The sequence below is a fragment of the Chryseolinea serpens genome (genome assembly GCF_900129725.1).
Classification (GTDB): Bacteria; Bacteroidota; Bacteroidia; order Cytophagales; family Cyclobacteriaceae; genus Chryseolinea; species Chryseolinea serpens.
This window is the reverse complement of record NZ_FQWQ01000001.1, coordinates 2,834,233-2,858,986: the sequence shown is the minus strand read 5'-3', so window position 1 is coordinate 2,858,986 and position 24,754 is coordinate 2,834,233. Positions and strand designations below refer to the sequence as shown.

The 24,754-nt window shown below is 51.5% G+C and carries 22 protein-coding genes and 1 riboswitch; of the genes, 10 read left to right on the top strand and 12 right to left on the bottom strand.

The annotated features are described in order from the left end of the window. Window positions 1-29 precede the first annotated feature (29 nt). On the top strand, window positions 30-908 hold the full coding sequence (locus tag BUB30_RS11415) for a YicC/YloC family endoribonuclease (RefSeq protein WP_073133744.1): 879 nt from the start codon (window positions 30-32) through the stop codon (window positions 906-908). Between the two features lie 46 nt (window positions 909-954). Here the strand turns inward: BUB30_RS11415 and BUB30_RS11410 are convergent, their stop codons facing one another. Continuing rightward, the gene (locus BUB30_RS11410) at window positions 955-2,115 is read right to left on the bottom strand and encodes a formimidoylglutamase (protein ID WP_073133742.1); all 1,161 of its coding nucleotides are present in this window, start codon (window positions 2,113-2,115) and stop codon (window positions 955-957) included. Window positions 2,116-2,139: 24 nt separating this feature from the next. On the opposite strand from BUB30_RS11410, the gene BUB30_RS35125 reads away from it, so the two are divergent. Together BUB30_RS35125 and BUB30_RS11405 are read left to right on the top strand one after the other, a co-directional pair. Beyond that, window positions 2,140-2,346 carry a hypothetical protein gene (locus BUB30_RS35125; protein WP_178377078.1) on the top strand — a complete coding sequence of 69 codons (207 nt, stop codon included), beginning with the start codon at window positions 2,140-2,142 and terminating at the stop codon, window positions 2,344-2,346. After that, window positions 2,336-4,051: an MASE1 domain-containing protein gene (locus tag BUB30_RS11405; protein ID WP_178377077.1), complete on the top strand. Its 1,716-nt coding sequence runs from the start codon at window positions 2,336-2,338 to the stop codon at window positions 4,049-4,051. Before BUB30_RS35125 ends, BUB30_RS11405 begins: the two co-directional genes overlap by 11 nt. Before the next feature lie 32 nt (window positions 4,052-4,083). Here BUB30_RS11405 and BUB30_RS11400 read toward each other — a convergent pair whose 3' ends face one another. The 4 genes from BUB30_RS11400 to BUB30_RS11385 form a co-directional block, all read right to left on the bottom strand. Beyond that, window positions 4,084-5,346, bottom strand: a complete 1,263-nt coding sequence (locus tag BUB30_RS11400; RefSeq protein WP_073133737.1) for a homoserine dehydrogenase — start codon at window positions 5,344-5,346, stop codon at window positions 4,084-4,086. 20 nt (window positions 5,347-5,366) lie between these two features. Continuing rightward, the gene (locus tag BUB30_RS11395) at window positions 5,367-6,419 is read right to left on the bottom strand and encodes a homoserine O-acetyltransferase family protein (RefSeq protein WP_073133735.1); all 1,053 of its coding nucleotides are present in this window, start codon (window positions 6,417-6,419) and stop codon (window positions 5,367-5,369) included. A 76-nt stretch (window positions 6,420-6,495) separates the two neighbouring features. Then, complete coding sequence (locus BUB30_RS11390) at window positions 6,496-7,818, bottom strand: O-acetylhomoserine aminocarboxypropyltransferase/cysteine synthase family protein (protein WP_073133732.1); 1,323 nt, start codon at window positions 7,816-7,818, stop codon at window positions 6,496-6,498. A 279-nt stretch (window positions 7,819-8,097) separates the two neighbouring features. Continuing rightward, window positions 8,098-8,200, bottom strand: a riboswitch (SAM riboswitch). Window positions 8,201-8,359: 159 nt separating this feature from the next. Further along, window positions 8,360-8,815 carry a DinB family protein gene (locus tag BUB30_RS11385; RefSeq protein WP_073133730.1) on the bottom strand — a complete coding sequence of 152 codons (456 nt, stop codon included), beginning with the start codon at window positions 8,813-8,815 and terminating at the stop codon, window positions 8,360-8,362. A 181-nt stretch (window positions 8,816-8,996) separates the two neighbouring features. Here BUB30_RS11385 and BUB30_RS11380 point away from each other — a divergent pair, with 181 nt between their 5' ends. Further along, window positions 8,997-9,329, top strand: coding sequence for a type II toxin-antitoxin system HigB family toxin (locus BUB30_RS11380; protein WP_073133728.1), 333 nt, complete (start codon window positions 8,997-8,999; stop codon window positions 9,327-9,329). 1 nt (window position 9,330) lies between these two features. Further along, complete coding sequence (locus BUB30_RS11375) at window positions 9,331-9,750, top strand: helix-turn-helix domain-containing protein (RefSeq protein WP_073133725.1); 420 nt, start codon at window positions 9,331-9,333, stop codon at window positions 9,748-9,750. A gap of 16 nt (window positions 9,751-9,766) precedes the next feature. Here BUB30_RS11375 and fabG read toward each other — a convergent pair whose 3' ends face one another. Beyond that, window positions 9,767-10,513: a 3-oxoacyl-[acyl-carrier-protein] reductase gene (fabG, locus tag BUB30_RS11370; RefSeq protein ID WP_073133723.1), complete on the bottom strand. Its 747-nt coding sequence runs from the start codon at window positions 10,511-10,513 to the stop codon at window positions 9,767-9,769. 183 nt (window positions 10,514-10,696) lie between these two features. On the opposite strand from fabG, the gene lpdA reads away from it, so the two are divergent. Both lpdA and BUB30_RS11360 read left to right on the top strand, forming a co-directional pair. Then, on the top strand, window positions 10,697-12,088 hold the full coding sequence (gene lpdA / locus BUB30_RS11365; protein ID WP_073133721.1) for a dihydrolipoyl dehydrogenase: 1,392 nt from the start codon (window positions 10,697-10,699) through the stop codon (window positions 12,086-12,088). A 98-nt stretch (window positions 12,089-12,186) separates the two neighbouring features. After that, window positions 12,187-13,284 (top strand): acyltransferase family protein, encoded by a 1,098-nt coding sequence (locus tag BUB30_RS11360; RefSeq protein WP_073133718.1) that lies wholly within the window; start codon window positions 12,187-12,189, stop codon window positions 13,282-13,284. A 123-nt stretch (window positions 13,285-13,407) separates the two neighbouring features. On the opposite strand, the gene BUB30_RS11355 is transcribed toward BUB30_RS11360, so the two are convergent. Beyond that, on the bottom strand, window positions 13,408-16,374 hold the full coding sequence (locus BUB30_RS11355; protein ID WP_073135081.1) for a glycosyltransferase family 117 protein: 2,967 nt from the start codon (window positions 16,372-16,374) through the stop codon (window positions 13,408-13,410). A gap of 176 nt (window positions 16,375-16,550) precedes the next feature. Between BUB30_RS11355 and BUB30_RS11350 the strand changes: the two genes are divergently transcribed. Further along, window positions 16,551-17,666 carry a DegT/DnrJ/EryC1/StrS family aminotransferase gene (locus tag BUB30_RS11350; protein WP_073133716.1) on the top strand — a complete coding sequence of 372 codons (1,116 nt, stop codon included), beginning with the start codon at window positions 16,551-16,553 and terminating at the stop codon, window positions 17,664-17,666. Window positions 17,667-17,689: 23 nt separating this feature from the next. On the opposite strand, the gene BUB30_RS11345 is transcribed toward BUB30_RS11350, so the two are convergent. The 4 genes from BUB30_RS11345 to BUB30_RS11325 form a co-directional block, all read right to left on the bottom strand. After that, complete coding sequence (locus BUB30_RS11345) at window positions 17,690-18,244, bottom strand: hypothetical protein (protein WP_221408693.1); 555 nt, start codon at window positions 18,242-18,244, stop codon at window positions 17,690-17,692. A 7-nt stretch (window positions 18,245-18,251) separates the two neighbouring features. Further along, window positions 18,252-18,947 (bottom strand): hypothetical protein, encoded by a 696-nt coding sequence (locus tag BUB30_RS11335; protein ID WP_073133709.1) that lies wholly within the window; start codon window positions 18,945-18,947, stop codon window positions 18,252-18,254. Between the two features lie 40 nt (window positions 18,948-18,987). Further along, a complete protein-coding gene (locus BUB30_RS11330) occupies window positions 18,988-19,932 on the bottom strand; it encodes a UDP-3-O-(3-hydroxymyristoyl)glucosamine N-acyltransferase (protein ID WP_073133707.1) in 945 nt (314 codons plus the stop codon). A 357-nt stretch (window positions 19,933-20,289) separates the two neighbouring features. After that, window positions 20,290-20,922, bottom strand: a complete 633-nt coding sequence (locus BUB30_RS11325) for a hypothetical protein (RefSeq protein WP_073133705.1) — start codon at window positions 20,920-20,922, stop codon at window positions 20,290-20,292. Between the two features lie 36 nt (window positions 20,923-20,958). Between BUB30_RS11325 and BUB30_RS11320 the strand changes: the two genes are divergently transcribed. Both BUB30_RS11320 and BUB30_RS11315 read left to right on the top strand, forming a co-directional pair. Continuing rightward, window positions 20,959-22,242 carry a tetratricopeptide repeat protein gene (locus BUB30_RS11320; protein WP_245804067.1) on the top strand — a complete coding sequence of 428 codons (1,284 nt, stop codon included), beginning with the start codon at window positions 20,959-20,961 and terminating at the stop codon, window positions 22,240-22,242. Between the two features lie 88 nt (window positions 22,243-22,330). Beyond that, complete coding sequence (locus tag BUB30_RS11315) at window positions 22,331-23,665, top strand: hypothetical protein (protein ID WP_073133703.1); 1,335 nt, start codon at window positions 22,331-22,333, stop codon at window positions 23,663-23,665. On the opposite strand, the gene BUB30_RS11310 is transcribed toward BUB30_RS11315, so the two are convergent. Then, entirely contained in the window at window positions 23,614-24,693 is a 1,080-nt protein-coding gene (locus BUB30_RS11310; protein WP_073133701.1) for a glycosyltransferase family 4 protein, read from the bottom strand. The genes BUB30_RS11315 and BUB30_RS11310 overlap by 52 nt on opposite strands. Window positions 24,694-24,754: the final 61 nt, after the last annotated feature.

Sequence of the window (24,754 nt, the reverse complement as noted above, 5' to 3'; positions counted from 1 at the left end):
TGACATCCACGAAATAGAATTTTTATTGCATGATTAAATCCATGACAGGCTTCGGCCAATGCACCGCCGACGACGGCCTGGTTCAGATTGCTTCCGAGGTGAAAAGCCTTAACTCCAAGTTTCTTGACCTCAGCTTAAGGCTACCCAAACTTTTCTCCGACAAAGAGATCGAAGTGCGCAACCTGATCAGCGAAAAACTGGAACGCGGCAAGGTCTCCATCAACGTGGAGTATCAACGCTATGGCGAAGTCGAAACCAAGCAGTCTTACAACGAGGCGCTGTTCACCGCCTACTATGCCGAATTGAAAAAACTGGCCGACCGCGTCGTGGCCCCTTACGAAGGTCTTTTCGAACTTGCCCTCGCCTCGCCTGATGTTGTGCAAAGCAAAGCCAAAGACAGCGCCGATGAAGAAGAATGGAAGAAGGTAAGGGAATGCATCATCGCCTCCATCGAACGGTGTGAAGATTTCCGGAAAGCCGAAGGCAAGGTGCTGGAGAAAGTGCTCACCGACTGCTGTCTGGAGATCAGCAAGCAATTGAAAGCCGTCAACGAACTCGACCCCAAACGCGTGGAGCGCATTCGCGAGCGGTTAAAAGGAAATGTAGTTTCCTTTTTTGGCGAGGAAGGCTACGACACCAACCGGTTGGAGCAAGAAATCATTTTCTATATCGAAAAGCTCGATATCAACGAAGAGAAGGTTCGCCTGCAAGCCCATCTCGACTACTTTATCCAAGTGGCCCGGGAAGCCCAGAACAATGGCAAGAAATTAGGGTTCATCTCCCAGGAGATCGGTCGTGAAATCAATACCATCGGCTCGAAGGCCAGCGACGCTGCCATTCAAAAGCACGTTGTCGTGATGAAAGAAGAACTCGAAAAAATAAAGGAACAGCTGAACAACGTTGTGTAGCGTTGGTTGCAATCTGGAAAATTGAAAATTCACTCCAGAATGAAGATCAGATCAGCTTTGCCAGCATACTGATATAGCGATCGGGCACTTCACCTTTCACCGCCGTTTGATAGTCGTTGTAGCTGCACGGCACAATGCTGTTGCGCGCGTAGCGCTCGCGACCGTTGGGATAGGGCACTTCAAGCCACCATTTTTCGCTTACCTTACTTTTGTAGAACGTGAGCACCTCCGGTTCGGAAGGCATGGACACGGAATATTTCATGAAGTCGTTGCTTCTGAAGTTCTGCTCGTTCTTGCGATGATAGTAGCCTTCCACAAAATACCAGATCATGGTAGCCACCACGGCGGCGGTCTTCTGGTGCGCATCGTCGAAAGCGGGATTGTATTCGTAGAAACCTATCGAGCTTAGCTTTTCATTCAGACCGGCATACCAGCAGATCTGGCAAGCCTCTTCGCCTGTCAGCCCGAACGGTTGGGCCTGGGCATTTCCGGGGGCATCGGACGAGCGGATCGCGGTGACGTCAAAGGATACGATGTCGGCGTTGCGAATGGTGGGCTCCATCTCCTGCATGTTGGTGCGCATTTGCCCGATGCGAAACGCCTCAAAGTAAAGCTTCTCCAGTACCGACACCGACAACGGATCGATCAGGTAGCTTTGATAGGCCAGGTGCGTATAGCTGAATAGGAAGTTGGGTTCGTGCAACAAGATCTTATGAATGTGTTGCCGGCTTGCACCGGCTTCCTTTTTTTCGTCCAGGTCGAGAAAGGCATCCACGTTCAACAGGCTCACCAGTTTGTCCATGGTCTCGTAGGCCGCATATTGACCATAGTCCAGGTCGTGCGAACCGCCGATGACAATCGGAAGTACGTTCTCTTCCAACAGCATGCGACACACTTCGCTGATGCGTGTATAGGTCTCGTCCAGGTCGTGCCCCACGTTAAGGTTGCCGAGATCGAGAATGCGGTAGGTTCCCGTACCACGTTTCAGGTGATAGAGCTTCTTACGGATCGCATCGGCACCAGCAGCCGACCCAGCATTTTGCAGCGAGCCACGTCCTTCTTTCACCCCAAACAGGGCAATGTGAGCGCCCCGGTAGTCGGGCATCTTCTCGCCGAACACATGAATGTTTCTATAAAAGCTGGAGGGGGAGGTGATGTCTTCGTAGAGTGATTCGTCTACCGGAGAAAATAAGATGGTCAGATCCATAAAAGAGGCTAAAAAATTTTCTGTGTGAAAGATAGAATTTTCACTGCATACTTTTCGAAAGGTCTGCCCGAACGACAACAAGGCCCTTTTATTGAGCCTAGCTTTACGGTTAGACCCCCAAAAAAAGCAGCTCGGCTTCAAAAATGGAACCTCGTTCCGGGACGAATGGCTAATCCGGCTCTTTTGTTATTATATTTGGTTGATAATGAGTTAATTGATTTTGAACGTTAAACTGCCACTTAAATACAAGCTTGACCTCAAGATCATTGGGGTGGCCCTCTTGTATTATCTTTTTGCCAGAGTGGGCTATTTTTTTGCGTTCGAGGGGTCTACGGCCTTGCCCACATGGCCGCCTTCGGGTATAGGATTTGCCTTGATCATCCTTTTGGGCCGGTCTTCCTGGCCCGGCATCACCATCGGATCGCTGGTGGCCAACGTCATGGCCTACTGGAACAACCCTCACCTTCCCGCCCAGGAAATCATCACCATCAGCAGCCTCATCGCCTTAGGCAACACGCTGGAAGCCGTGACCGGCACGTACCTGGTGAAGAAATGGATCAGAGACGACTTCCCGTTTCGGAGTGCGAAGAATGCCTTCCGTTTCCTGTTCGTTACCATGATCATGTGCTGGATTGGGGCGGGCATTAGCACGTGGGGATTGTACATCAACGATGTGGTGTCGTCAGACAACCTGTTGCGCACGGGCATTTCGTCGTGGGTTGGAAACGTGGTGGGTATCCTGTTGTTCACGCCGTTCATCCTGGCTTGCTCGAGGAAGATCCATGTTCGTCTCACGACAGGGAAAGCCATCGAGGTTGGTATTTTTATCTTGTTGCTTGGCGGCATCATTGCCTTGCTGGAGGTCGACTATATGGTCGCCACCTTGGAGCGCGCGCTGCCGTTCCTGGTGTTGCCATTCCTTTTATGGTTGGCATTCCGTTTCGAACTGATCGTGGCCATCGCCGGTGTGCTGATCACGGCACTGTTGTCCATCTACATGACCATCGGAGGCGTTGGCCCTTTTGTGCTTTCGGACTCTTACAATTCCATGTTGCTGTTGCAGATCTTTATCGGGGTCATCAGTATTAGCACCATCATTCTTTCCGCTACCGTGAGGGAACGGTACCAAGCTCAAAATAAACTCCTGGAATTTAACGAGAACCTGGAAGCGATGGTGCAGGAACGCACCCGCGCCCTCAACGAGGAAATCGTGACGCGCAAAAACGCCGAAGAAAAAATACAACGTACCAACACCGAGCTGAGCAAGCGCAACACCGAACTCGACAATTTTGTCTACAGTGTTTCGCACGACCTTCGCGCACCCATCGCATCTGTGCTGGGGTTGATCAACCTGGCGAAAAAGGATACAGACGGGATCATGAAAGACATGTACCTGGACATGATCCACAAAAGCGCCATGCAGCAGGATCATTTCATCAAGGAAATCTTGGATCAGTCGCGGAATTCGCGTTTGGAGGTAAAGCGGGAAGAAATACACTTCGAGCCGCTCATCGACGAAACGTTCAATCAGTTGAAGTTCGCCACCAGCACGGGCCAATCGGTGCAAAAGGTGATCCGGATCAACCAGGAGGCCCCGTTCTTTTCGGATCGCTGGCGTTTGAAAGTGATCCTCAACAACATCATCTCCAATTCCATTCGCTATCGCAATGGCAAAGATCCCGTCATCAAGGTAAACGTGGAGATCCGGGAGCACCTGGCCACGCTGGCCATCGAAGACAACGGCAAGGGTATTGAAAAAGACCACCTGCCGAATATCTACAAAATGTTCTATCGCGCCACCGACGACGGCGCCGGCTCAGGCCTGGGCCTCTACATCGTGAAGGAAGCCATCGACAAACTGAACGGTCACATCGACATCGAGTCGGAAGTGGGCCGGGGCACAACCGTGAAGCTGGCCATCCCCGAACTTATCTGATCCTTCTTTTATGGAATGCTTTTTGGCTCGCTTTAGGATGAGGCCAGGCTGAACGATTTCGTCGTTTCTTTTTGCGGCGTAAGGGTAGCATTGGGTGCGAGAATGACGCCCACACCATCCCATCCCGACCATTCCTGCAATTTTTCCAGGCTCACTTTGCCCACCATGTATTGTTTGCCATGCGAGGCATAGCCCGACTGGAATTGCTCGAAGTCGCTCATGGAGATCGATGTTCCTTCGTCAAAGCTCACAAAGGCCTCGACGGTGAGACGGTTCGTGAATTTGAGATCGTGTGGCTGGTGAAGTTTTTTGTATTCGTATTGATAATCGTAGGTGAGTGCCGAAATATCCGACAAAACCGCCGAACCTGTGGGGTAGCTTCCCGCACCCTTGCCGACAAAAAGTTGTTGTTCGGCAAAAGCGCTTTGTACCTGCACGGCGTTGTATTCGTTGCGAACGGCGTATAGGGGATGTGTGGATTCGATGAACTGGGGAGCGACAAAGCCAAATACTTTATTTTCCACTTTGAAGGCGCGGGCGATCAGTTTGATGCCGTAGCCGTTGTCGCGGGCAAATTTCAAGTCAAGATCGGAAATGCGGTCGATCCCGATGTTGATGACCTCTTCGGGTTTCACAAACACACCGAACGTGTGGGCAATGGCTACCACGAGTTTGAACTTGGGGTCGAAGCCTTTCACGTCGAGACTGGGATCGGACTCGGCAAAACCAAGCTCCTGTGCTTTCTGCAGGGCGTCGCTATAGCTTTTGCGTTCTTCGAAAACTTTGGTGAGGATGTAGTTGGTCGAGCCGTTGAAGATGCCTTCGATGCCCGTGAGCAAATCGTTGTCGTAATACTCTTCCAGGTTCCGGATGATGGGGATGGCGCCGCATACGGCCCCCTCGTACAACACCGGCTTGCCCGTTTGTTGCTGAAGCTGGTAGATCTCTTCCAAATGTTCCGCCAGCATTTTCTTGTTGGCCGTGACCACGGCTTTGCCGTTTTGCAAAGCGGTTTTCACGATTTCAAAAGCGGCCTTGGCATCGTCGATCAACTCCACGACCACATCGATATCCGGGTCGTTGAGGATGTCTTCTTTGCTGAACGTGAACAGGTCTTCCGACAGAGGACGTGTTTTGTTTTTATGTTTTACGCAAATGCGTTTGATCTCTGCTTTAATGCCGGGCGTTTCGTCCAATACGTGATACAATCCCTGGCCCACGCAGCCAAAACCGAAGAGGCCCAGCTTGAGGTGACGATGTTTGGTGTGTGAGGTGTTGTTTTTTTCTGCTGACATATCGTTCGTTTAATTTACTGTTATCGGATCTTTACTTCCACGGGGACGAGGTCTTCGAGGAAGAATTTTTTTATGTGGCTGCTCAATTGTTCAAACTCAACCAGAAAACCGTCGTGGCCATAGAGCGAGGTCATCACCTCCAGGCGGGCATTCGGAATGTTTTCGGTAAGGAATTTTTGCTCGCTGAGGGGAAACAAAATATCGGAATCAATGCCTACCACCAGCGTTCTTGCTTTGATGGATTTCAACGCGGCTACGACGCTGCCACGGTTGCGCCCCAGGTTCTGGCTGTCCATCATCTTGGAAAGGCTGTAGTAGGTGAACGCGTTGAAACGGTTCGCCAGCTTCTGGCCCTGATAACGTTGGTAAGTGGCCGCTCTGAAGTCGTCTATCTTCTCGTCGCTTTTCTCGGCTTGGGTCTGGCCATAGGTGTCGTAGTAGCGATACGAGATCATGCCGATGGCGCGGGCAGCTTTTAAGCCTTCGGTGCCGGCACGTTGATCGTTCTCTTTCCACGTAGCATCAGCTTCGATGGCCATGCGCTGTGCTTCATTGAAGGCGATGCCCCACGGCGAATGCACGGCGTTTGTGGCGATGGGAATGATGTGTTGAAAAACATCGGGTTGTTGCACGGCCCATTCCAACACCTGCTGTCCGCCGAGCGAGCCCCCGATGAGCGTGTGCACCTGCTCGATGCCCAGGGATTGGCGGAGCAAATCAAAAGCCTGCACGACGTCGCGGTTGGTCAGCGCGGGGAAGGTATGGAAATAGGGTTTACCCGTTTCAGGATTCAGCGACAGATGGCCGGTGGAACCATAGCATCCCCCCAACACATTGGCACAAATAATAAAATATTGACGTGGATCGAAGAATCTCCCTTCATTGAAAAGCCCACTCCACCAGTCGGTGAAATCGGCGCTGCCCGTCAGGGCATGACAAACCCAGACCACATTGCTGCGGTCGGCATTGAGCTTGCCGAGCGTGGAGTATTTGAGCTGAAAGCCCGGCAGGGTGGCGCCCGATTCCAGTTCAAATTTTTTCTGATAATGAAAGGTTTGATCGTTCTTTTCCATAAACTCTTGTCAACCCTGCCCGCTCACCCGGATGGCAACCGGTGTGAGCGGGAGAGACTTTTTATACTTACTTTAACTAGGATACTAATTCGCCTTCAAAAACTTTTTCAAATGCCTGCTGGAGATCCGACTTGATGTCATCGATGTGCTCGATGCCGGCCGATATGCGCAGCAGGTTGGGCACTACACCCGATGCGAGTTGTTCTTCGTCGCTCAGTTGTTGGTGCGTGGTAGCCGAAGGTTGAATGATCAGCGTTTTTGCATCACCGACATTGGCGAGATGGCTCACCAGTTTAAGGTGATCAACAAATTTCGTGGTGTGCTGCTTGGTTCCTTTCAGGGTAAAAGAGAACACACCGCCGAAGCCGTTGCGCAGATATTTTTTTGCCAGCTTGTGATAGGGGCTGCTTTCGAGGCCGGGATAGTTCACGCTTTCTACCAGGTCGTGTTTCTCCAGCCACTTCGCCAGTGCCAGTGCATTGTCGACAGAACGTTGAACACGCAGCGACAATGTTTCGAGTCCTTGCAACAACAGGAACGAATTGAACGGTGCCAGCGACGGGCCGAAATCGCGCAACCCTTCCACGCGGGCGCGGATGATGAACGCGATGTTGGGCAGCCCCAGCGGGTTGCCTTCACCAAATACGTCCCAGAACTTCAAGCCGTGGTATCCTTCCGATGGCTCGGTGAACTGCGGGAATTTTCCATTGGCCCAGTTGTAATTTCCACCGTCGATGATCACACCGCCGATAGACGTGCCGTGGCCGCCGATCCATTTTGTAGCAGACTCCACCACGACGTTGGCGCCGTGTTCGATGGGGCGGAAGAGATAGCCGGCCGCACCGAATGTATTGTCAACGATCAGGGGCAGGTCATGCTTTTTCGCCAATGCGGCGATGGCTTCAAAATCGGGAATGTTAAAGCCCGGGTTGCCGATGGTTTCCAGGTAGATGGCTTTCGTCTTTTTGTCGATGTGTTTTTCGAAAGCTTCGGGCTTGTCGCCTTCCGCAAAACGCACATCGATGCCGAGGCGTTTGAAGGCTACCTTGAATTGGTTGTAGGTGCCACCATATAAAAATGTAGTGGATACAAAGTTGTCGCCCGCTTGCAGAATGTTGTTCAATGCCAGGAATTGCGAGGCTTGTCCCGATCCCGTGGCCAACGCTGCCACGCCCCCTTCGAGTGCGGCGATGCGTTTCTCGAACACATCGGTGGTGGGGTTCATGATGCGCGTGTAGATGTTACCGAATTCTTTCAGGGCAAACAGGTTCGCGCCATGCTCGGAATCTCTGAACGTATAAGAAGTGGTTTGATAAATGGGTACGGCACGGGAGCGGGTGGTGGGGTCGATTTCCTGGCCGGCGTGCAGTTGAAGGGTTTCAAAATGTAAATTTGACATGATTATAATATTTAGAGGGTCTAAGAATGAATCAATAGAATAAAAAGAGAGGGAGTTAGCCTAACCAGAACTGCCTGTCACTTGGCAGGGTCGTACGCTACTGTGTTGCGGGAAGATCGCGGATCACTCATCAGCAACAGCACGCACAACAACAGCACATGCAAATGTCGCCGTTAATGTAGCTGTCAATAGAATGATAGAGGTTTTCGAAATAAGCACGCAAGCGTTGTACGCTTGATCCCGAGATGATGGTGTGAATGATTTTCTTCATTTTTTAACCGTTTATATTTTCCGCCTTGGCGGATCAGGATTTAGCACCTTTCTTTTTTAGGAGGTTGCTAGCGTTTCTTAGAGCCTGTCTCTCCACGCTTCTTTATAAAGCGATTAAGCTGAAATGCGCTTATTCGACTTTGATACCACAAACGTAGAGCCTGAAAGCTAGGTTTCCAAACTGCACGATAACTTTTTTTGTTGTGGCGATGCTGACAAATGTTAGGCCGGTCCCTGAAAATACGGCGTTCTGGGTGAGTTAAAACGTTTGTTATAGCTCCGCTCTCCGGATGAGCATGATCTGCCCGGTGTGGTACAAATCATGGTGCACGATGCCGTGGAGGAGGATATAAAATGAGTAGGGGGCCGACGCATTGGGTACGGTTTCGTGCAATTTGTGCTCGGGAAAGGACTTGAGGGCTTCCATAAGCTGGGTGTGACTTTCCTCCAATGCGTTGAGGGTGGCAACCCAGTCGGTAGCGGCCGGGAAGTTGGCTTCGTCTGAGACTTTAAAATCGGCGTCGCCTTGAAGACGCTTGACAACGAACATTCTCCACGAAGTCATGTGCGCCACCAGCTCGATGATGCTGTGCGTTCCGGGGATTCTCTTCTGTGCCAGCTCCGGCGTGAGGTTTTCCAGGGATTCTCTTACGGAAGGGCCGTGCCACGCGTTCTTTTTAAAAGAGCGTTGGAGGAGGAGGGCGAGGTTGGGTAGCTCGTTTTGCATTGGTGGTGACGATCTGTTTAAAGCAAAGACGTAAGCGAAGCGCAAAGGTTTTGATGGATGAAAATTCTTTTCGATTCACTTTTATGACGATGTCATAAGTTGTAAAATTAATGAGCGAAAAAAAATTTGGAGAAAAAGTTTACAAAACGTGAACTTTTGGTAACTTTAAACGTTGGTTGAGATGAAGGTTCATTTGATCAGGAAAGAGACCATCCGGAAATTTGTGGAAGAAAATGCCAGGAGCCGGTCTTCCTTTGAGCTGTGGCTAACGGCCATCAAATTTGCAGACTGGGCGATCCCCCCTGATATAAAGAAAACATTTGGGGCGGCCGATGTATTAGGCAAAGGTTGTAGCCGGGTGGTTTTTGATATTGCAGGGAATGCCTATCGGATGATTTGTAAATATGCTTTTGGGGAAACCCAGGTTCATTTGTTTATCTGCTGGATAGGAACGCATGCGGAATATTCCGCCTTATGTAGTAAGGGAGATCAATACACTGTAAAACAGTATTAACATGGCACTCAAATATAAAGTGGTAAAATCAAAACGGCAGTACTACGAATACGCCGACATTCTCGAAGGTCTCGTTTCGAGTCCCAAAAGCAAGGCGTTCAAAGATGAAATTGAATTGCTGACCCTTTTGATCGAGAAGTGGGATGAAAAACACAACACTCTTCTCGATGCTGATCCGATCGCATTGCTTCATGGTTTACTCGAGCAACATGATTTGAAGGCAAAAGATCTTGTGGAGATCCTCGGTGTGAGCAAGGGTTTGATCTCCGATATTCTGAACTACAAAAAAGGACTTTCCAAGGAGATCATCCGTAAGTTGGCCGATCACTTTAAAATTTCGCAGGAGGCTTTTAACAGGCCTTATAAATTGAAAGTGCAAAAAACGCCGAGTACAACGACGGTTGGGTTACGATACTCTTGAAGAAGATCGACTCGACTTACGTCAGCATCCCACCATCCACTTGCAGCACCTGTCCGGATATATAAGACGACATATCCGATCCCAAGAACACGCACGCATCGGCAACGTCTTCGGGGCGGCCGCCGCGTTTCAGCGGGATGGCATCGCGCCAGGTTTGGACGGTTTTTTCGTCCAGCTTGCCGGTCATTTCGGTTTCGATGAAACCGGGAGCCACCGCATTGGAACGGATGCCTCGTGAGCCCAGCTCCAGCGCCACCGACTTGGTGAAGCCGATGATGCCTGCCTTGGAGGCGGCATAGTTGGCCTGGCCGGCGTTGCCTTTGATGCCGACGACAGAGGTCATATTAATAATGGAGCCCTTTTTTTGCTTCATCATTTGCTTGGTGGCGGCTTTCACGGTGTTGAAGCAGGACTTGAGGTTTACGGCAATGACTTTGTCCCACATTTCTTCACTCATGCGGAGCAGCAGGGTGTCTTGGGTGATGCCGGCGTTGTTGATGAGCACGTCCAGCGAGCCGAAGTCGGCAATGACGTCGTTGACCAGTTTTTCGGCCTGGGCGTAGTCGGAGGCGTCGGACCGATAGCCTTTCGCTTTTACACCTTTGCTGGTGAGCTCAGCTTCCAGGGCCTGGCCTTGCTCTACGCTCGAAAGGTAGGTGAAGGCCACATTGGCGCCCTGTTCGGCATATTGTAAGGCAATAGATCGTCCAATTCCCTTGGAGGCCCCGGTTACGAGGGCGGTTTTTCCTTGTAGCAGTTTCATAAAAGTCTTGTGGCCCGCGGGGGGACGAGGGTTTAGTTTCTCAGTTTGCGCCTAAAAATAGCCAATTCTCTTAAAATTCATTATACCGGACCCGCCGGGCCGGGATTTCTATTAAAAATTGTAAACTTTTTGAAAGCGCGATCTCCGGTTTATCTTTGGCAGCGAATTTTAAAATACAATACTATGTCAAAATATGATCTGATCGTGATCGGCAGTGGCCCAGGCGGTTACGTTGCGGCTATCCGGGCCTCTCAGCTGGGCCTCAAAGTGGGCGTGGTGGAGAAGGCGGAACTGGGCGGCATATGCCTTAACTGGGGCTGTATCCCCACCAAAGCGTTGCTGAAAAGCGCCAATGTTTTTGAATACATCAAGCATGCAAAGGATTATGGAATAGAGGTGAAAGACTCCAGTGCCGACATCACCGGCATGGTGAAGCGCAGTCGCGAGGTGGCGGCCGGCATGAGCAAGGGTGTGCAGTTCCTTTTTAAGAAAAATAAGATCGATCAATTGCTGGGCTTCGGGAAACTGAAGAAAGGCGGCAAAGTGGAAGTGACGGACGCCGAGGGCAAGAAGACCGAATACGAGGCCAAGAACATCATCGTGGCCACGGGCGGCCGCTCGCGTGAATTGCCCAATCTGAAAATCGACGGCAAGAAAATTATCGGCTATCGCGAGGCCATGATCCTCGATAAACTGCCTAAGAAATTGTTAGTGGTGGGCAGCGGTGCCATTGGTGTGGAGTTCGCTTACTTCTATAACACCCTCGGCTCGGAAGTCACGATCGTGGAGTTCCTTCCCCGCGTTGTGCCGGTAGAGGACGAAGAAGTGTCGAAGGCTTTGGACAAATCGTTCAAAAAGGCCGGCATGAAGATCTATGTGAACTCCGAAGTAACCAAGGTAGATACCTCGGGTGCCGGTTGTGTGGCTACCGTGAAGACCCCGGATGGTGAGATCAAGATCGAAGCCGACATCGTGCTTTCTGCTGTTGGCGTGTCCACCAACCTGGAGGGTATTGGCCTGGAAGAAGTGGGTGTGAAAACCGACAAAGGTCGTGTGCTGGTGGATGATTTCTACAAGACCAACGTGCCGGGCGTTTATGCCATCGGTGATATTGTGAAAGGCCCTGCCTTAGCGCACGTGGCTTCTGCTGAAGGCATTATTTGCGTGGAGAAAATTGCCGGTCAGAATCCTGAGCCGTTGAATTATAACAACCTTCCGGGATGTACCTATTGCTCGCCAGAGATCGCGTCTGTGGGGCTGACGGAAGAAGCTGCCAAGAAGGCTGGCTATGAAATCAAAGTAGGTAAGTTTCCCTTCACGGCCTCCGGTAAAGCGAAGGCTGCCGGCGCTCCCGACGGCTTTGTGAAACTGATCTTCGATGCCAAATACGGCGAATGGCTGGGCGCGCACTTCATCGGTGCCAACGTAACAGAAATGATTGCCGAAGTGGTCGTGGCCCGCAAGCTGGAGACCACCGGTCACGAGATCATCAAGTCTGTTCACCCGCACCCGACCATGAGCGAGGCGATCATGGAAGCTGCTGCGGCGGCCTATGGAGAGGTGATCCACTTGTAGGCCATTTGGAAAACATCCTGAACTATACCAACAGCCCGGCGGACCTACTGCCGGGCTGTGTTTTTTCAGGAGCATTGACGCGATACATCTAAATTCCCATGCGGAAATATCCAAGTATCAATGGGCTCCGTGCGATCAGTATTTTGCTGGTCGTGATGGGACACCTGAATCTGACCAGTAATATTTTCCAGTTTTGGAAGGAAGACAACCGGGTGCTGAACCTGGTAAAATATTTTTTGCTGAACCACCACTTCGGTGTAAACGTCTTTTTCGTCGTTTCAGGGTTTCTCATCACCAGCTTGCTACTCGATGAGGAGCAACGGACGGGAACCATCTCTTTTAAGAAATTCTATATCCGGAGATCCTTACGAATATTTCCGGCTTATTACTTTGTTCTGCTGGTATATTTTATCCTTCAGCTGGCCGGGTATTTTCATTTCAACGCGTTGTCCTGGATAACCTCGCTGACCTTCACAAAACAATTTTATTACGACGATTGGTATACCAGTCACTTCTGGTCACTGAGTGTGGAGGAGACCTTTTATTTGTTTTGGCCGCTGGTTTTTATGGTTGGCGATGCCTTCAGAAAAAGAATCGCTCTTCTCTTGATTGTTCTGGTGCCGCTCATCCGGATCGGGTTTCATTTTTATCCCGTGGCGTGGCATAGCGAGTTGACGGTTTTTACCCGGATTGACGGCATTGCCCTGGGGTGCTTGCTGGCTTTGTATAAGGAAGAAATCGTAGCGAGGTTCAGCGCGTATTGGACGGCCATTTTTGTTTTTGCAACGGTCGCCATCCTGGCGTTGCCCGACATGCCCTTTCTTTTGTCGAAGGTGGGATTGGATTTCGTTCTGATTCCCCTGGGCCTGACGTATGGGACCTTAGCGAATGTTCTCATCGCCCTCATCCTGCTGTATTCTGTCTTTGGTCCCCGGGGGCTTTGGTTTAGGTTGCTCAACAGCCGGGTCATGGATTACATCGGCGTGTTGTCGTATAGTATTTACTTATGGCAGCAATTTTTTATGTGGGCATTGGATGGTCCCGAGGATTGGATCCACAGGTTCCCCCAGAATACCGTGTTGATTTTCTTAGCTGCGATGGGATCGTATCACCTCATCGAGAAACCGTTCCTTCGGATGAAAGCAAAGTTTTCGTCGGAGGTGACGCCGGCCGAAAAGGTTGCCCCGGAGGCATAAGCCCACGGATAGACTTGCGCGGCGATGGCCAAGGGTTCGCCGAAGAGCACGGTGAAGCTGGTGCTAAAAAAAATGAGAGGCTGCCTTTTCGGGCAGCCTCTCATTTTTTTAGTAGGGTAGCGGTTAGAATCCACCGCCACGACTCTGGAAGACGCCGGCGTGTTTTTCGTAGGCTTCTTCGATTTTCTTGGCCAGGTCTGCTTCTCCATATTTGTAGAGCACTTGTTGCAATTCGCCCAGGATGACGATGTTCACCTGCAGTTCGCGGCCGAAGTCGCGCTTGGTGATATAGTACGTAGCCAACTCGTCGGCGCGTTTGCTCATCACGTTGGCGATCTCCAGGGCTTTCTCCTTCTCACCCACTTCGAACAACATGCCGAGGGTTTGTGCATTCGTGTAGTCGTAGGGGATAGACGCATCGGGCATTTTGGCCAGGGCAAACAACAATACTTCGCGGGCCTTGGCGGTGTCGCCCTGCAGCAAGAGGAATTGTGCCAGGGAGTTGAAGCTGCTCCGGTGGTTGAGCACAAAGTTGCGATAGTCCTGGTTGTAGTACACCTTGGGATTATCCAGGTTGCGGAACTGGAATTTCTTCAGCATGTTTTCGGTGCTGACCTTGGTGTTCACCAACTCCTGTTGATTGAACGGACGCGGGTTGTACACCGGAAGAATGCGATAGGCGTTGCCTTCCTGTACCACGTAGCGGCTGAGGTCCACGTTGAATTGTGCCAGTGATGTGTTGTTCACATACAGAGGGCGTTCCCAGTTGGCCGTGGCCAGCACGTCGAGCATGGCGAGATCCTTTTTCTCCAGTCCGCCGCCGCGCACTTTGAAATGCATTTCGGGAACGATGAGGCTGTCCATGCCTTCGGGAATGATGCCGAGGGCCTTCACCTTTTCAACGTCCACTTTCAGCACAATCTCTTTGGAGGGGAGCATGTTGCGTGAACCACTGTAGTTGGGGTGCAGCAAGCTCCTGTTGTTGGTCTTCACCAGGTCAAGGAATTTGTGCAGGTCCATTTGCTTGATGCCGGTCTCGTAGTAGGGCAGGTAGTCGTTCAGGCCGTTCTGGCTGTAGTTCTCGGCCGTGAGCGTATACGGGAAAGCATCTGACGTATATACCTTGCGCATGCTTTGCTCGATATACCAGTCGGTGTTGTAGTAGCTCAACACGATCACACGCATGTCGGTGCGCACGCCTTCTACTTCCTGTGAGTACCACAGGGGGAACGTGTCGTTGTCGCCGCCGGTGAACAGGATGGCGTTCTTGGAACACGACTGCAAATAGTTGATGGCAGAGTCGACGGAGAAGTAGCGGTTCGAGCGGTTGTGGTCATCCCAGCCGGCAGCGCCCATCAGGATCGGTGCTGTGAGACCCAGGGCCGTGGCAACGATGGCCGAAGTTTTCAGGTTCTTGGTGAAGCTGGCAAAGGTTTCGGCCATGGCGATCACGGCAAATCCTATCCAGAAGCAAAACGCATAATACGATCCCGCATAAATGTAGTCACGTTCGCGTGGTTCGGTAGGTGGCGAGTTGAGGTAGATCACAAGGGCCACTCCCGTGAGGATGAAGAGTAGCGTGACCACCACAAAATTGCGCGTGTTGTGCACGGACTGATAGAACATGCCCACCAGGCCGAGCAGGAAAGGGATCATGAAGAAGTTGTTGCGGCCCCGGTTTTCGGCCAGTGCGGGCGGCAGCTTCTCGAACCAATTCAGCGGGCTGATCCAATCAGCATTCTGGATATCGCTTTCGCGGCCTGCAAAATTGAAGAAGAAGTAGCGCACGTACATCCAGCCGATCTGGTGCTGGAACATGAATTTGAGGTTGTCGCCAAAGGTAGGTTTCTGGCCTTCGGCGAGGCCGAGGTTGTCGCGATAGATTTGTGCATGGTCGGGGTCGCTGCTCCAGATGCGGGGCAGGATCGTTTCCGTGCCGGGCTCATACACATATTCGAATTTGTGGTCTTTGATCTCGTAGCTGGTCTTGCCTTTTTTATAGATGGCATCGCCTTGTTTCATGTCGATGGGCTGCGAGGTGAAATAGGGTCCGTACAGCAAGGGACGGCTGCCATATTGTTCGCGCTTCAGGTAGCTGACGTAGGTCATCACATCGGAGGGATCATCTTCATCGATCGGAGGATCGTAGGAGGAGCGAACGAGCACGAGGGCATACGATGCATAGCCGATAAGGATAAAGGCTGTGGCGTTTGCGAACGTGTTGAGCAACACCTTCTGGTGTTTTTGGGAGTAGTAGATGGTGTACACCAGGGCGACCAGCAGGATCAGGCTGAATACGATCACCCCCGAGTCGAAGGGGAGGCCGAGGCTGTTCACAAAATAGATCTCGAAATAGCTGGCCAGTGTGGGCAGACCGGGAATGATCAGGTCGTTTACGAAGAAGATGATGAGCAAGCTCACGATCATGGCGCCGATGACGCCCCAAACGGTGGGCTGGTATTTTTTGAAATAATAGATCAGCGCAAGAGCCGGGATGGTCACCAGGTTGAGCAAGTGGACGCCGATGGAAAGACCGACCATATAGAAAATGAGCAGCAACCAACGGTTGGCTTTGGATTCGTCTTCGATCACGTCCCACTTCAACATAGCCCACACCACAAATGCGGTGAAGAACGATGACATGGCATACACTTCCGCTTCGACGGCCGAGAACCAGGCGGAGTCGCTAAAGGTATAGGCCAGCGAGCCCACCAGGCCGGCGCCCATGAGCACCCAGAGCTTGGGGTCGGTGATCTCTTCTTCGCGGGTGAGGCGCATGATCTTGCGGCCGAAGAGCACGATGGACCAGAACAGGAACATCACGCAAAAGGCGCTGGCCAGCACGCTGCTGAAGTTGATCCAGTAGGCCACTTTGGTTACATCGCCAAGGGCCAGGAAGGAGAACAGACGGCCGATCAAGAGAAAGAGGGGAGCTCCGGGAGGGTGCGGAACCTCGAGCTTAAAGGACACGGCGATGAACTCGCCGCAATCCCAATAGCTGGCGGTTTCTTCCATGGTGAGCCAATAGGTGACTAAGGCTACCACAAATACGACCCAACCAAAGATGTTATTTGTTTTCTGAAAGTTCATGTAGAATATGGGATTGAGATATGTGTAAAAAGGTGATTTTTTGGACCGGCGGGGCATTAGCCTCCACAACAATTTATCGGTTTTGACATTCTTGAAATAAAAGCCCGAAAATAAGGGAAATTTTGCTTTTCAGCAGGGTGCATTTATTTTGTCGACTACTTTCGTCTATTTGCTGCATGACCCCGGAACCCATCCCCTTTTTATCGTTTTCGCCGCAGCACAATGCCATTCGCCAGGAGGCCCTGGAGGCCCTGGCAAGGGTTTATGATAAGAACTGGTTTATCCTGGGTGACGCCCTGAAGGCATTTGAAGATGCCTACGCGGCGTTTTGCGGCACATCCCGGTGCGTGGGCGTGGGCAATGGCTATGACGCTCTGGTGGTTGCACTGAAAATCTGCGGCATCGGAAAAGGAGACGAAATCATCGTGCCGGCCAACACCTACGTGGCCACCTGGCACGCCGCCGCACAGACCGGCGCTATTTTACGACCGGTAGAACCCAACCCTGTCACCTTCAACATCGATCCACAACAGATCGAACAGCACATTACTTCCAAAACCAAGGCGATCCTTCCGGTCCACCTCTACGGCCAGGCCTGCAATATGACAGCGATCATGGCGCTGGCCCGCAAATACAATCTTATGGTCGTGGAGGACAATGCCCAGGCTCACGGCGCCACATGGGCTGGCCAGCGCACCGGCAGCTTTGGTCATGCCAACGCGACCAGTTTTTATCCCACAAAAAATCTGGGTGCCCTGGGTGATGGTGGCGCGGTGACGACTTCCGATGAAACCAAAGCAGCGTTGGCGCGGCAATTCCGGAATTACGGTTTTGAATCAAAGCATGTTTGCGCAGAGAAGGGTATCAACTCGCGGCTCGACGAATTGCAGGCGGCGGTGTTGAGCGTGAAGTTGAAATACCTGACACAATGGAATGAAGAGCGGCGGGGCCTGGCGGAGTCATATCTGGAGAAATTGAGAGGAGTAGGTGATCTTATGCTTCCGGCAACCTCTGCGGAAGCAAACCATGTTTACCATTTGTTTGTGATCCGGACGGCGCGCCGCGACAAATTGAAGGAAGCACTTGCAAAAGAAGGCATAGAGACCATGGTTCATTACCCGATTCCACCACACTTGCAGCAGGCGTATGCCGAATATGGATTTAAGAAGGGAGATTTCCCATTAACGGAACGTGTAGCCGATACGGTGCTGAGCCTGCCGTTGTGGCCCGGGATGAGAGACGAGCAAGTGGCCAGGACGAGTGAAGTGATCCGTAATTTTTTCGTTAATTAAATGCCGGTTAACGTTAGCGGCATCTAGTCCTTCCAATTCTTTCGTGTGGCATCCACCGTTCGCATGAGCAACGCCAGGGCATTTTCTTTTTTTTGATTTTTGTGACTCACCTTCAATGCATCCATTAGCTCATGGTACACCTTCGCTTTGTCATCATCCATCATGGTCTCTTCTCCCAGAAAAGTGGCCAGTAGAACAAGTTTTTGACAACAAGGCTCATCTTTCTGACAGCAACGGTATCTGTCCAGAAATTCATGAGGATATTTTTTTAAGTAGACTAACGTATAAGATCCAATGATCTCCGCCACGGAACCGTCGGCTTGCATGGCGATTTTTTCAAACACGGGAAAGAAATAGTCTCTGGTTCCTTTGTGCGTTGAAAGAATGCTATCCATGCAGGCAAAAGTGATTTCGTTGTCGTCGGCACTAATGCTATCCATCAGAAACAGGGAGCCAATTCTTCGCATATCCTCCGTTGTAGTGGACAAGGAAGCGTATTTTGATTTTGAAGGGCTCGCTGACTGTGCCAGGGAACAACCGACTTCGAACGCACAGAGAATAAAAATGAAAATTTTCATTTGAGATTTAAATTCTAACGTCGGGTGCAACTTCATTCTCAAAAGGCTTCATGTCTTTCAGTTTTAATACTTGGGTCCATGTCAAGTCGTGGGTTTCCTTTGTGAGGTTATCGATTACTTTTTTATGGACAAAGTCGAACGTGCTGTCGTAGTGAAACGCTTGGTCGGGCGCGGTAGAATCGTAGGTGCTTAAAGTCGCCGAGTGTAATGTCCAGTCCAGGTCATCTTTTTGAAAGACATAATGGATCACCCAGCGCTCTCTCAGACCGCCATACATGGAAACGGTGATGCTTTTGTTTTTTGGATCAATGGATAAAGGCTCGGTCATTTCGATGGGGTCAAAATTTCCACCAAAACCCGATGGCAAGATCAATTCATGGGTTTGCTGATCGACTTTAAGCTCCTTCTTGTCCGATACCAGAACAACGAGCAAGCGCGGAACCTCATTCCGAACGGTGTCGATGGCGTGCATTGCCAGTTCCTTGTTGGTTACCCCAAGGATAAGAACATAGTCCGGTCTTGCATCACCGTTCAGATCTCCACTTGCGGATTCTAAAATGTGCCACCGGGCGGGAATAAAGTCATTCACCATTTTGCCTGAGCCTTGAATTTGTGGGATATCTATATGGAAGGGCGTTCCGGTTTGCGAAAAGGAAGAAACGTTGGATAGGAAGAGGATGATAGTGACGATGAATAAACGCATAAGATTTCGTGGTACCTAACCGGTTTTCTGTTTCGTTGTATTACGGTAAATCCTTAATCTTCTTCTGCATCGCCAAAAACTCTGTCAACGGTCGCGCCGGTGACCCCGTCCACGTCTGGCCAGGAGGAACATCTTTTGTCACGACAGCACCCACCCCAATCGTTGCACCATCACCGATCTTCAGTTGTTGGAGAATAGAAGCCGACGGTGCCACCCAGGCGGCAGCCCCGACGGTGACGCTGCCACCCAGCATGGCGTGTGCAATGACAAATGCATTCTCGCCAATATTTACATTATGAGCCACGTGCACGAGGTTGTCGATCTTCGCGCCGTTCCCAATGATGGTGTTGCCCAATGCGCCGCGGTCGATGCAGGTGTTGGCGCCGATCTCGACGTCGTGACCGATGCGGACGCCGCCGATGTGGGGGAATTTTTCGACGTTGTTGTTCTCATCGCGCGAATAGCCAAAGCCGTCGCTGCCGATGACCACGCCGGCGTGCAGGATGCAGCGGTCGCCGAGCGTCACGTTGTCGTAGATGAAAGCGTGGCCGTGGATGACGGTGTGGTCGCCGATGACCGCTTCGCCAACATAGGTGAACGGACCGATGTGACACGATTTCCCGATGACGGCCTTGGGATGGACACTGGCCGAGGGGTGGATGCCGGGTGCGGGACGTTTCACCAGCAGGGCATTGACCACTTTCGAAAAAATGCGTTTTGGTTCGTCGACCAGGACGAATACTTTGGCCGGCTTGGGTTCCGGCAGATTATTCCAGGTGGCTTCGTCGCAGACGATGAGCGGCGCGGCGGTGTTCACGATCATGTCCGTTGCCTTGGGGTGACCGGGTTTGATCCAGGCGATGCTTTCGGCATCGGCTTCGGGTGCGGGCAAGGCGCGGGTGATGTTTACGGGCAGCTCGCCCTGCTCGACGGTGAGCGGTTCGCCCTTGAGGGCTTCCAGGATGTGGTGAAGATCGTAGGGCATGCGTGCGTGCCGGTGTGGTGAACGGCTTTGCGAAAATATGAATTTTTTGTGCGGGGTGATTTCATGGCAAATTTTTCAAGGCAGTAGGGGCGGCTAAGATGTTTGAATTTGCCGGGATTGGGGGCGGGATGATTGAAGTGAGGTGGGGATGGAGAGTGATTTGTTGGTGGGACACCAACAAATGGGTGATCGGGGGGTGGAACATGGAGGAGAAAGGGGTTGGGTAGGGCTTGGAAGGGAAGCCCGAACGTATAGTTAGTTGAGAGCGAGTTATATGTTCGGTACGGGCGGGGTCCGGCCGGAGTACGAAGGCCGGCAAAACTTTTTTATCTTGCGGCATCTCCCCGGGCAGGGCGTCTACTTGTATACGACGCTGTAGAACAACAGCCACCCAAAGAACAGCAACACGTAGGAGCAAAGCACGATGATCCACACGTATTTTTTGCTTTTGCGGGCAAAACTGTGGATGCCTTCCACCAACATGAACCAATAGACGATCTCGAAGACGTTGAGCGCCTTCAGCGGGTATGCCCAGCGTTTGTCGATGGCATAATAGTCGAACAGGGAGAGCAGCGAGAGCGGGTAGAACGCGCTGACCTCGGCGTAGGAGGGGTCTGTTTCTACGAACATGAACCAGCCGATCTTGATCAATTCGGGGATGAGGAAGATGTATTCGGCGCCGATGACCACACCCCAGCACTGGGTGTAGGTGACCCGGTAGCCGAACATGAAGCAGCCCACCCAGATGACGAACGCGATGACGGTGAACTTCCAGAGATAGACGACGGGTATAGCGAAGAAGCGCAGGCCATTGACGATCCGCAGGATGGTGCCCTCGGGGCGGTCTTGCAGAAATTCGAACGCTGCGGTTTCGTTTTCGATAAAAGAGATCTTGATATAAAGCAGCGCCAGGGTGAGCAGGCAAAGCAGCAAAAACAGTAATCTTTTGCTGGCACCAAAGAATGATTTAGTTTCGTGTTCCTGAGACATGGGTTTCTGCGTGGACAGGGGTTTAAGTGTAAGTTTATGACGAACGTTTCTTCCATCCAACAAAAAAAACGATCAGGTTTTGACCCCGTGCGTGGCGGGAGGCGTTTTGGGCGCCTGTTGCTGTCGCGGTGGCTTTGGTTTGGAATGCTCTTGCCGCTATGGGTCGCACAAACGGACGCCCGGGCACAAATGGTCGCAAAAAAAGACACCACGATCATTCTCATTTCCGACCTGAACGTGCAATTGGAATGCTCGCAGGCCCTGAACGACCTCTATAACTTCAAATTTTCTGCGGCCGAGGCCCAATTTCAATACCTGAAAGCCAAATATGCCTGGCATCCACTGCCGTATTTTCTAATGGGCCTCATCGAATGGTGGAAGATCATGCCCAACACCAAGGATCAGTCGCACGACGACACGTTTCTGGCCTATATGGATAGCACCATTTCGGTGGGCGAAAACCTGTATGAAAATTATCCGGCCTACAAGACGGAGGCTTCTTTTTTCCTGGCGGCGGCCTATGGCTTTAAGGGGAGACTGTATGCCGACGAGGAGCGCAAGGCCTGGCGCAAGGCGGCAGTCGTTGGCAAAAACGCCATCAACTATCTGGAGGAGAGCAAAGAGAAAGAAGGCCTGAACCCCGAGTTGTTGTTTGGCGACGCCCTCTATAACTATTTTTCGGTGTGGGTGCCAGAGAATTACCCGGTACTGAAACCCGTGCTGTGGTTTTTTAAGAAAGGCGACAAGGCATTGGGGCTGAAGCAATTGAAAGAGGTGTCCTACAACGCCTTCTACACCCGCACGGAGGCCATGGTGTGGTTGATGCGGATTTTGAACAGCTACGAAAACGACCAGCCCCGGGCGTTCCAGATCAGCGAATATTTATTTCAGACCTACCCACGGAACCCCTACTTCCATCGCTACTATGCGCGTATGCTTTATTATCAAGGGCGGTTTGCCGAGGCGGACCCCGTGTGCAAGAGCATCCTGAACAAGATCGACAGCGGGCAGGTGGGCTATGAAGCTACCAGTGGCCGTTATGCGGCTTTTTTTCTGGGCCAGATCAACGAAGCCCGCCGCAAGCTGGACGAAGCCAAAAAATACTACGAGCTGTGCATGCGCTATGCCGAGCGGATCGAGGCCACCGAGTCGGGCTACTATTTATACTCGATGATCGCCCTGGGCGAGATCGCCGAGAAACAAGGAGACAAAGCCGGCGCTCGGAAGTGGTTCAAGGCCGTGGAAAAGAAAGCCGGTCGAAAAGACGAAGCCTATAAAACGGCGCGACTCCGATTGAAGAAAATGGAGAAGGGCGATTGACGAATAGACATGGGCGGATGCCTATGTCATGGTTGCTTTATCGTGGTTAAACGGTGACCTTTGGTCGAACGAGTCAAAACGGAAGATTTTGGATTATCGCGATTTTATTGTTTTCCCTATTGTTGCAGGCGTCATCTACATAGTCGCCTACGTCATCCGTCCGTCCGTTACAGATGAAGTAACACGCCGTTATTTTTTTCCGGCACTCACCGTGAAGATCGTCGGGGCACTGATCGTTGGACTCGTGTATCAATTCTACTATGGCGGTGGCGACACCTTTAACTATCACACCTACGGAAGCCGTTACATCTGGGAGGCTTTTTGGGATTCGCCGGAGTCGGGGCTAAAGCTTATTCTCAGCGACGGCTATGATGACCGGGGGGTGTATCGGTATGCTTCGAAAATTGCATTCTTTCGCGATCCGCCCTCCTACAGCATTGTGAAAATTGCTGCGATCTTTGACCTGTTCACATTTTCTTGCTATTCGGCTACGGCGGCGTTGTTTGCCGTGTTTTGCTTTGTGGGCATGTGGCAGTTTTTCCAGACCTTCTATCAACAATATCCACACCTGCACAAGGGGCTTGCCATCGCGGCATTTTTTATTCCTTCGGTTTTTTTTTGGGGCTCGGGGCTGTTGAAGGACACCATCACACTCGGGTGCCTGGGCATGGCTACGTTTCAGATCTTCCAGATCTTTATTGTTAAGCAGCCCACATTCTGGCGCGTAACCATGCTTCTGTTGAGCTCGTATGGATTGTATTCGATCAAGATCTACATTTTGCTAACCTTCCTGCCGGCCGCCATTGTTTGGGTGTTTTTATTCAACCTTGGGGCGCTGCGGTCGCAAGCGATCAAAACGATTATTTTTCCGTTTGTGATCTGCGCCGCAGGAGGCTTGGCCTATTTTGCAACCCTGAAGGCAAGCGAAGACAACCCAAAATACGCCATCAACAGTCTGGCCAGGACGGCCCAGGAGACCGCCTACGACATTCGTTTTCAGACGGGCAGGGATGCAGGGTCGGGCTATACGCTCGGAGAGCTGGATGGCACGTTGGGTTCGATGATCGCCCTTGCGCCACAGGCCATCAACGTATCGATATTCCGTCCTTATTTGTGGGAGGCAAAGAATCCGTTCATGCTCCTTTCCGCCTTTGAAAGTCTTGCGTTGCTGCTCACGACGTTGTATATCCTGGTGAAGCGAAATCTTAAGGTCTTCTCGGCCGCGCTGTATCCCAATACTTTCTTTGCCCTTGTTTTCTCCCTCACCTTTGCCTTTGCCGTCGGAGTGTCTACGTACAATTTCGGAACGCTGGTGCGCTATAAAATTCCATTAATGCCCTTCTTTGTGGTGAGCCTGGTGCTGATGCTCGACTATTCAAACAGGGATAGAAATGTCGACGTGTTGGAGCCAACAGAATATTGATCGATAACTTTTTTGCGTCCCTGTATGCCCATTTGTTTTCGAAGCAGCGGCGCATCGATAAGTTTCTCCAAATACATTTCCCATTCCTCGGGTGTGCCCGCCAGGAAGCCCACGGAGGGATCGACCATCGTTGAGTTTATGCCCACCGGTGAGGTGACGGTGGGAATGCCAAGGGCCATGTATTGCAACGCTTTGAATCCGCATTTCCCCTTGGCCCAGATGTCGTCGGTCAACGGCATGATCCCGATATCCATACGCAAGAGATCCTGAATTTCGGTTTCCTTTTTCCAGGGCAGGAAGGTGAGGTGCTGCAGGGCGAGTTGGGGCGCTTTGTTGGCGATCACTAAAAATTCGACACGGCCGGGATATTTCTTCTCAATGCGCTGCAGGGCCGGCACAAGCGGATCGAGATATTTCAGGGTCGAATGCGTGCCGGTCCATCCGATCACCGTAGGCCCGTTGGTGGTGTGGGGCGCATAGTGTGCAGGATTGTGGAGGCGCTCGGTGTCGATGGTGGTGGGATTGACCACGACATGCTTATTGAACTGCCTGGCAAAGCTGGCCAGGTAGTCGTTGCCACAGCTGACCCGATAGCTCCATCGGCATATAGCGCTCACTTTGCCGTGCCACTTCACGATGGAAACGATCTTGTTTTCGTCGGATGTATTCGGGAGCCAGATCGCGTCATCGAAATCGTAGATAATTTTCTTTCGGAGCACTTTGGCCAGCAGCCATTCAAAAACCGGTGGGCCTAAGGGTGTGCACTCGCGATGAATAAAGATGAAGTGATAACGTGGCGCCCGAAAGATGACGAAGGTCCTGCGCAAGAAACCTTTCACTAACCCGGCAAATTTTTGAAAGCCATGGCCGGGTTTGTAGAGAATTCTCCACGCGGCGATATCCCAGAAGGACTGTGTTTCGATCGTGATGGATTTGTCGCGGAGCGCGTCAAAATACTGCTCGAACCGAAAGCGTTGTGATGGCGATTCTCCTAACGGATAGGGGAACAGGAAAAGGATTGTCGTCATAGCCGCTAAAGGTATAAAATGGCCACCGTAGGTCTTATTTTTGGAATATATTTTCCAAATA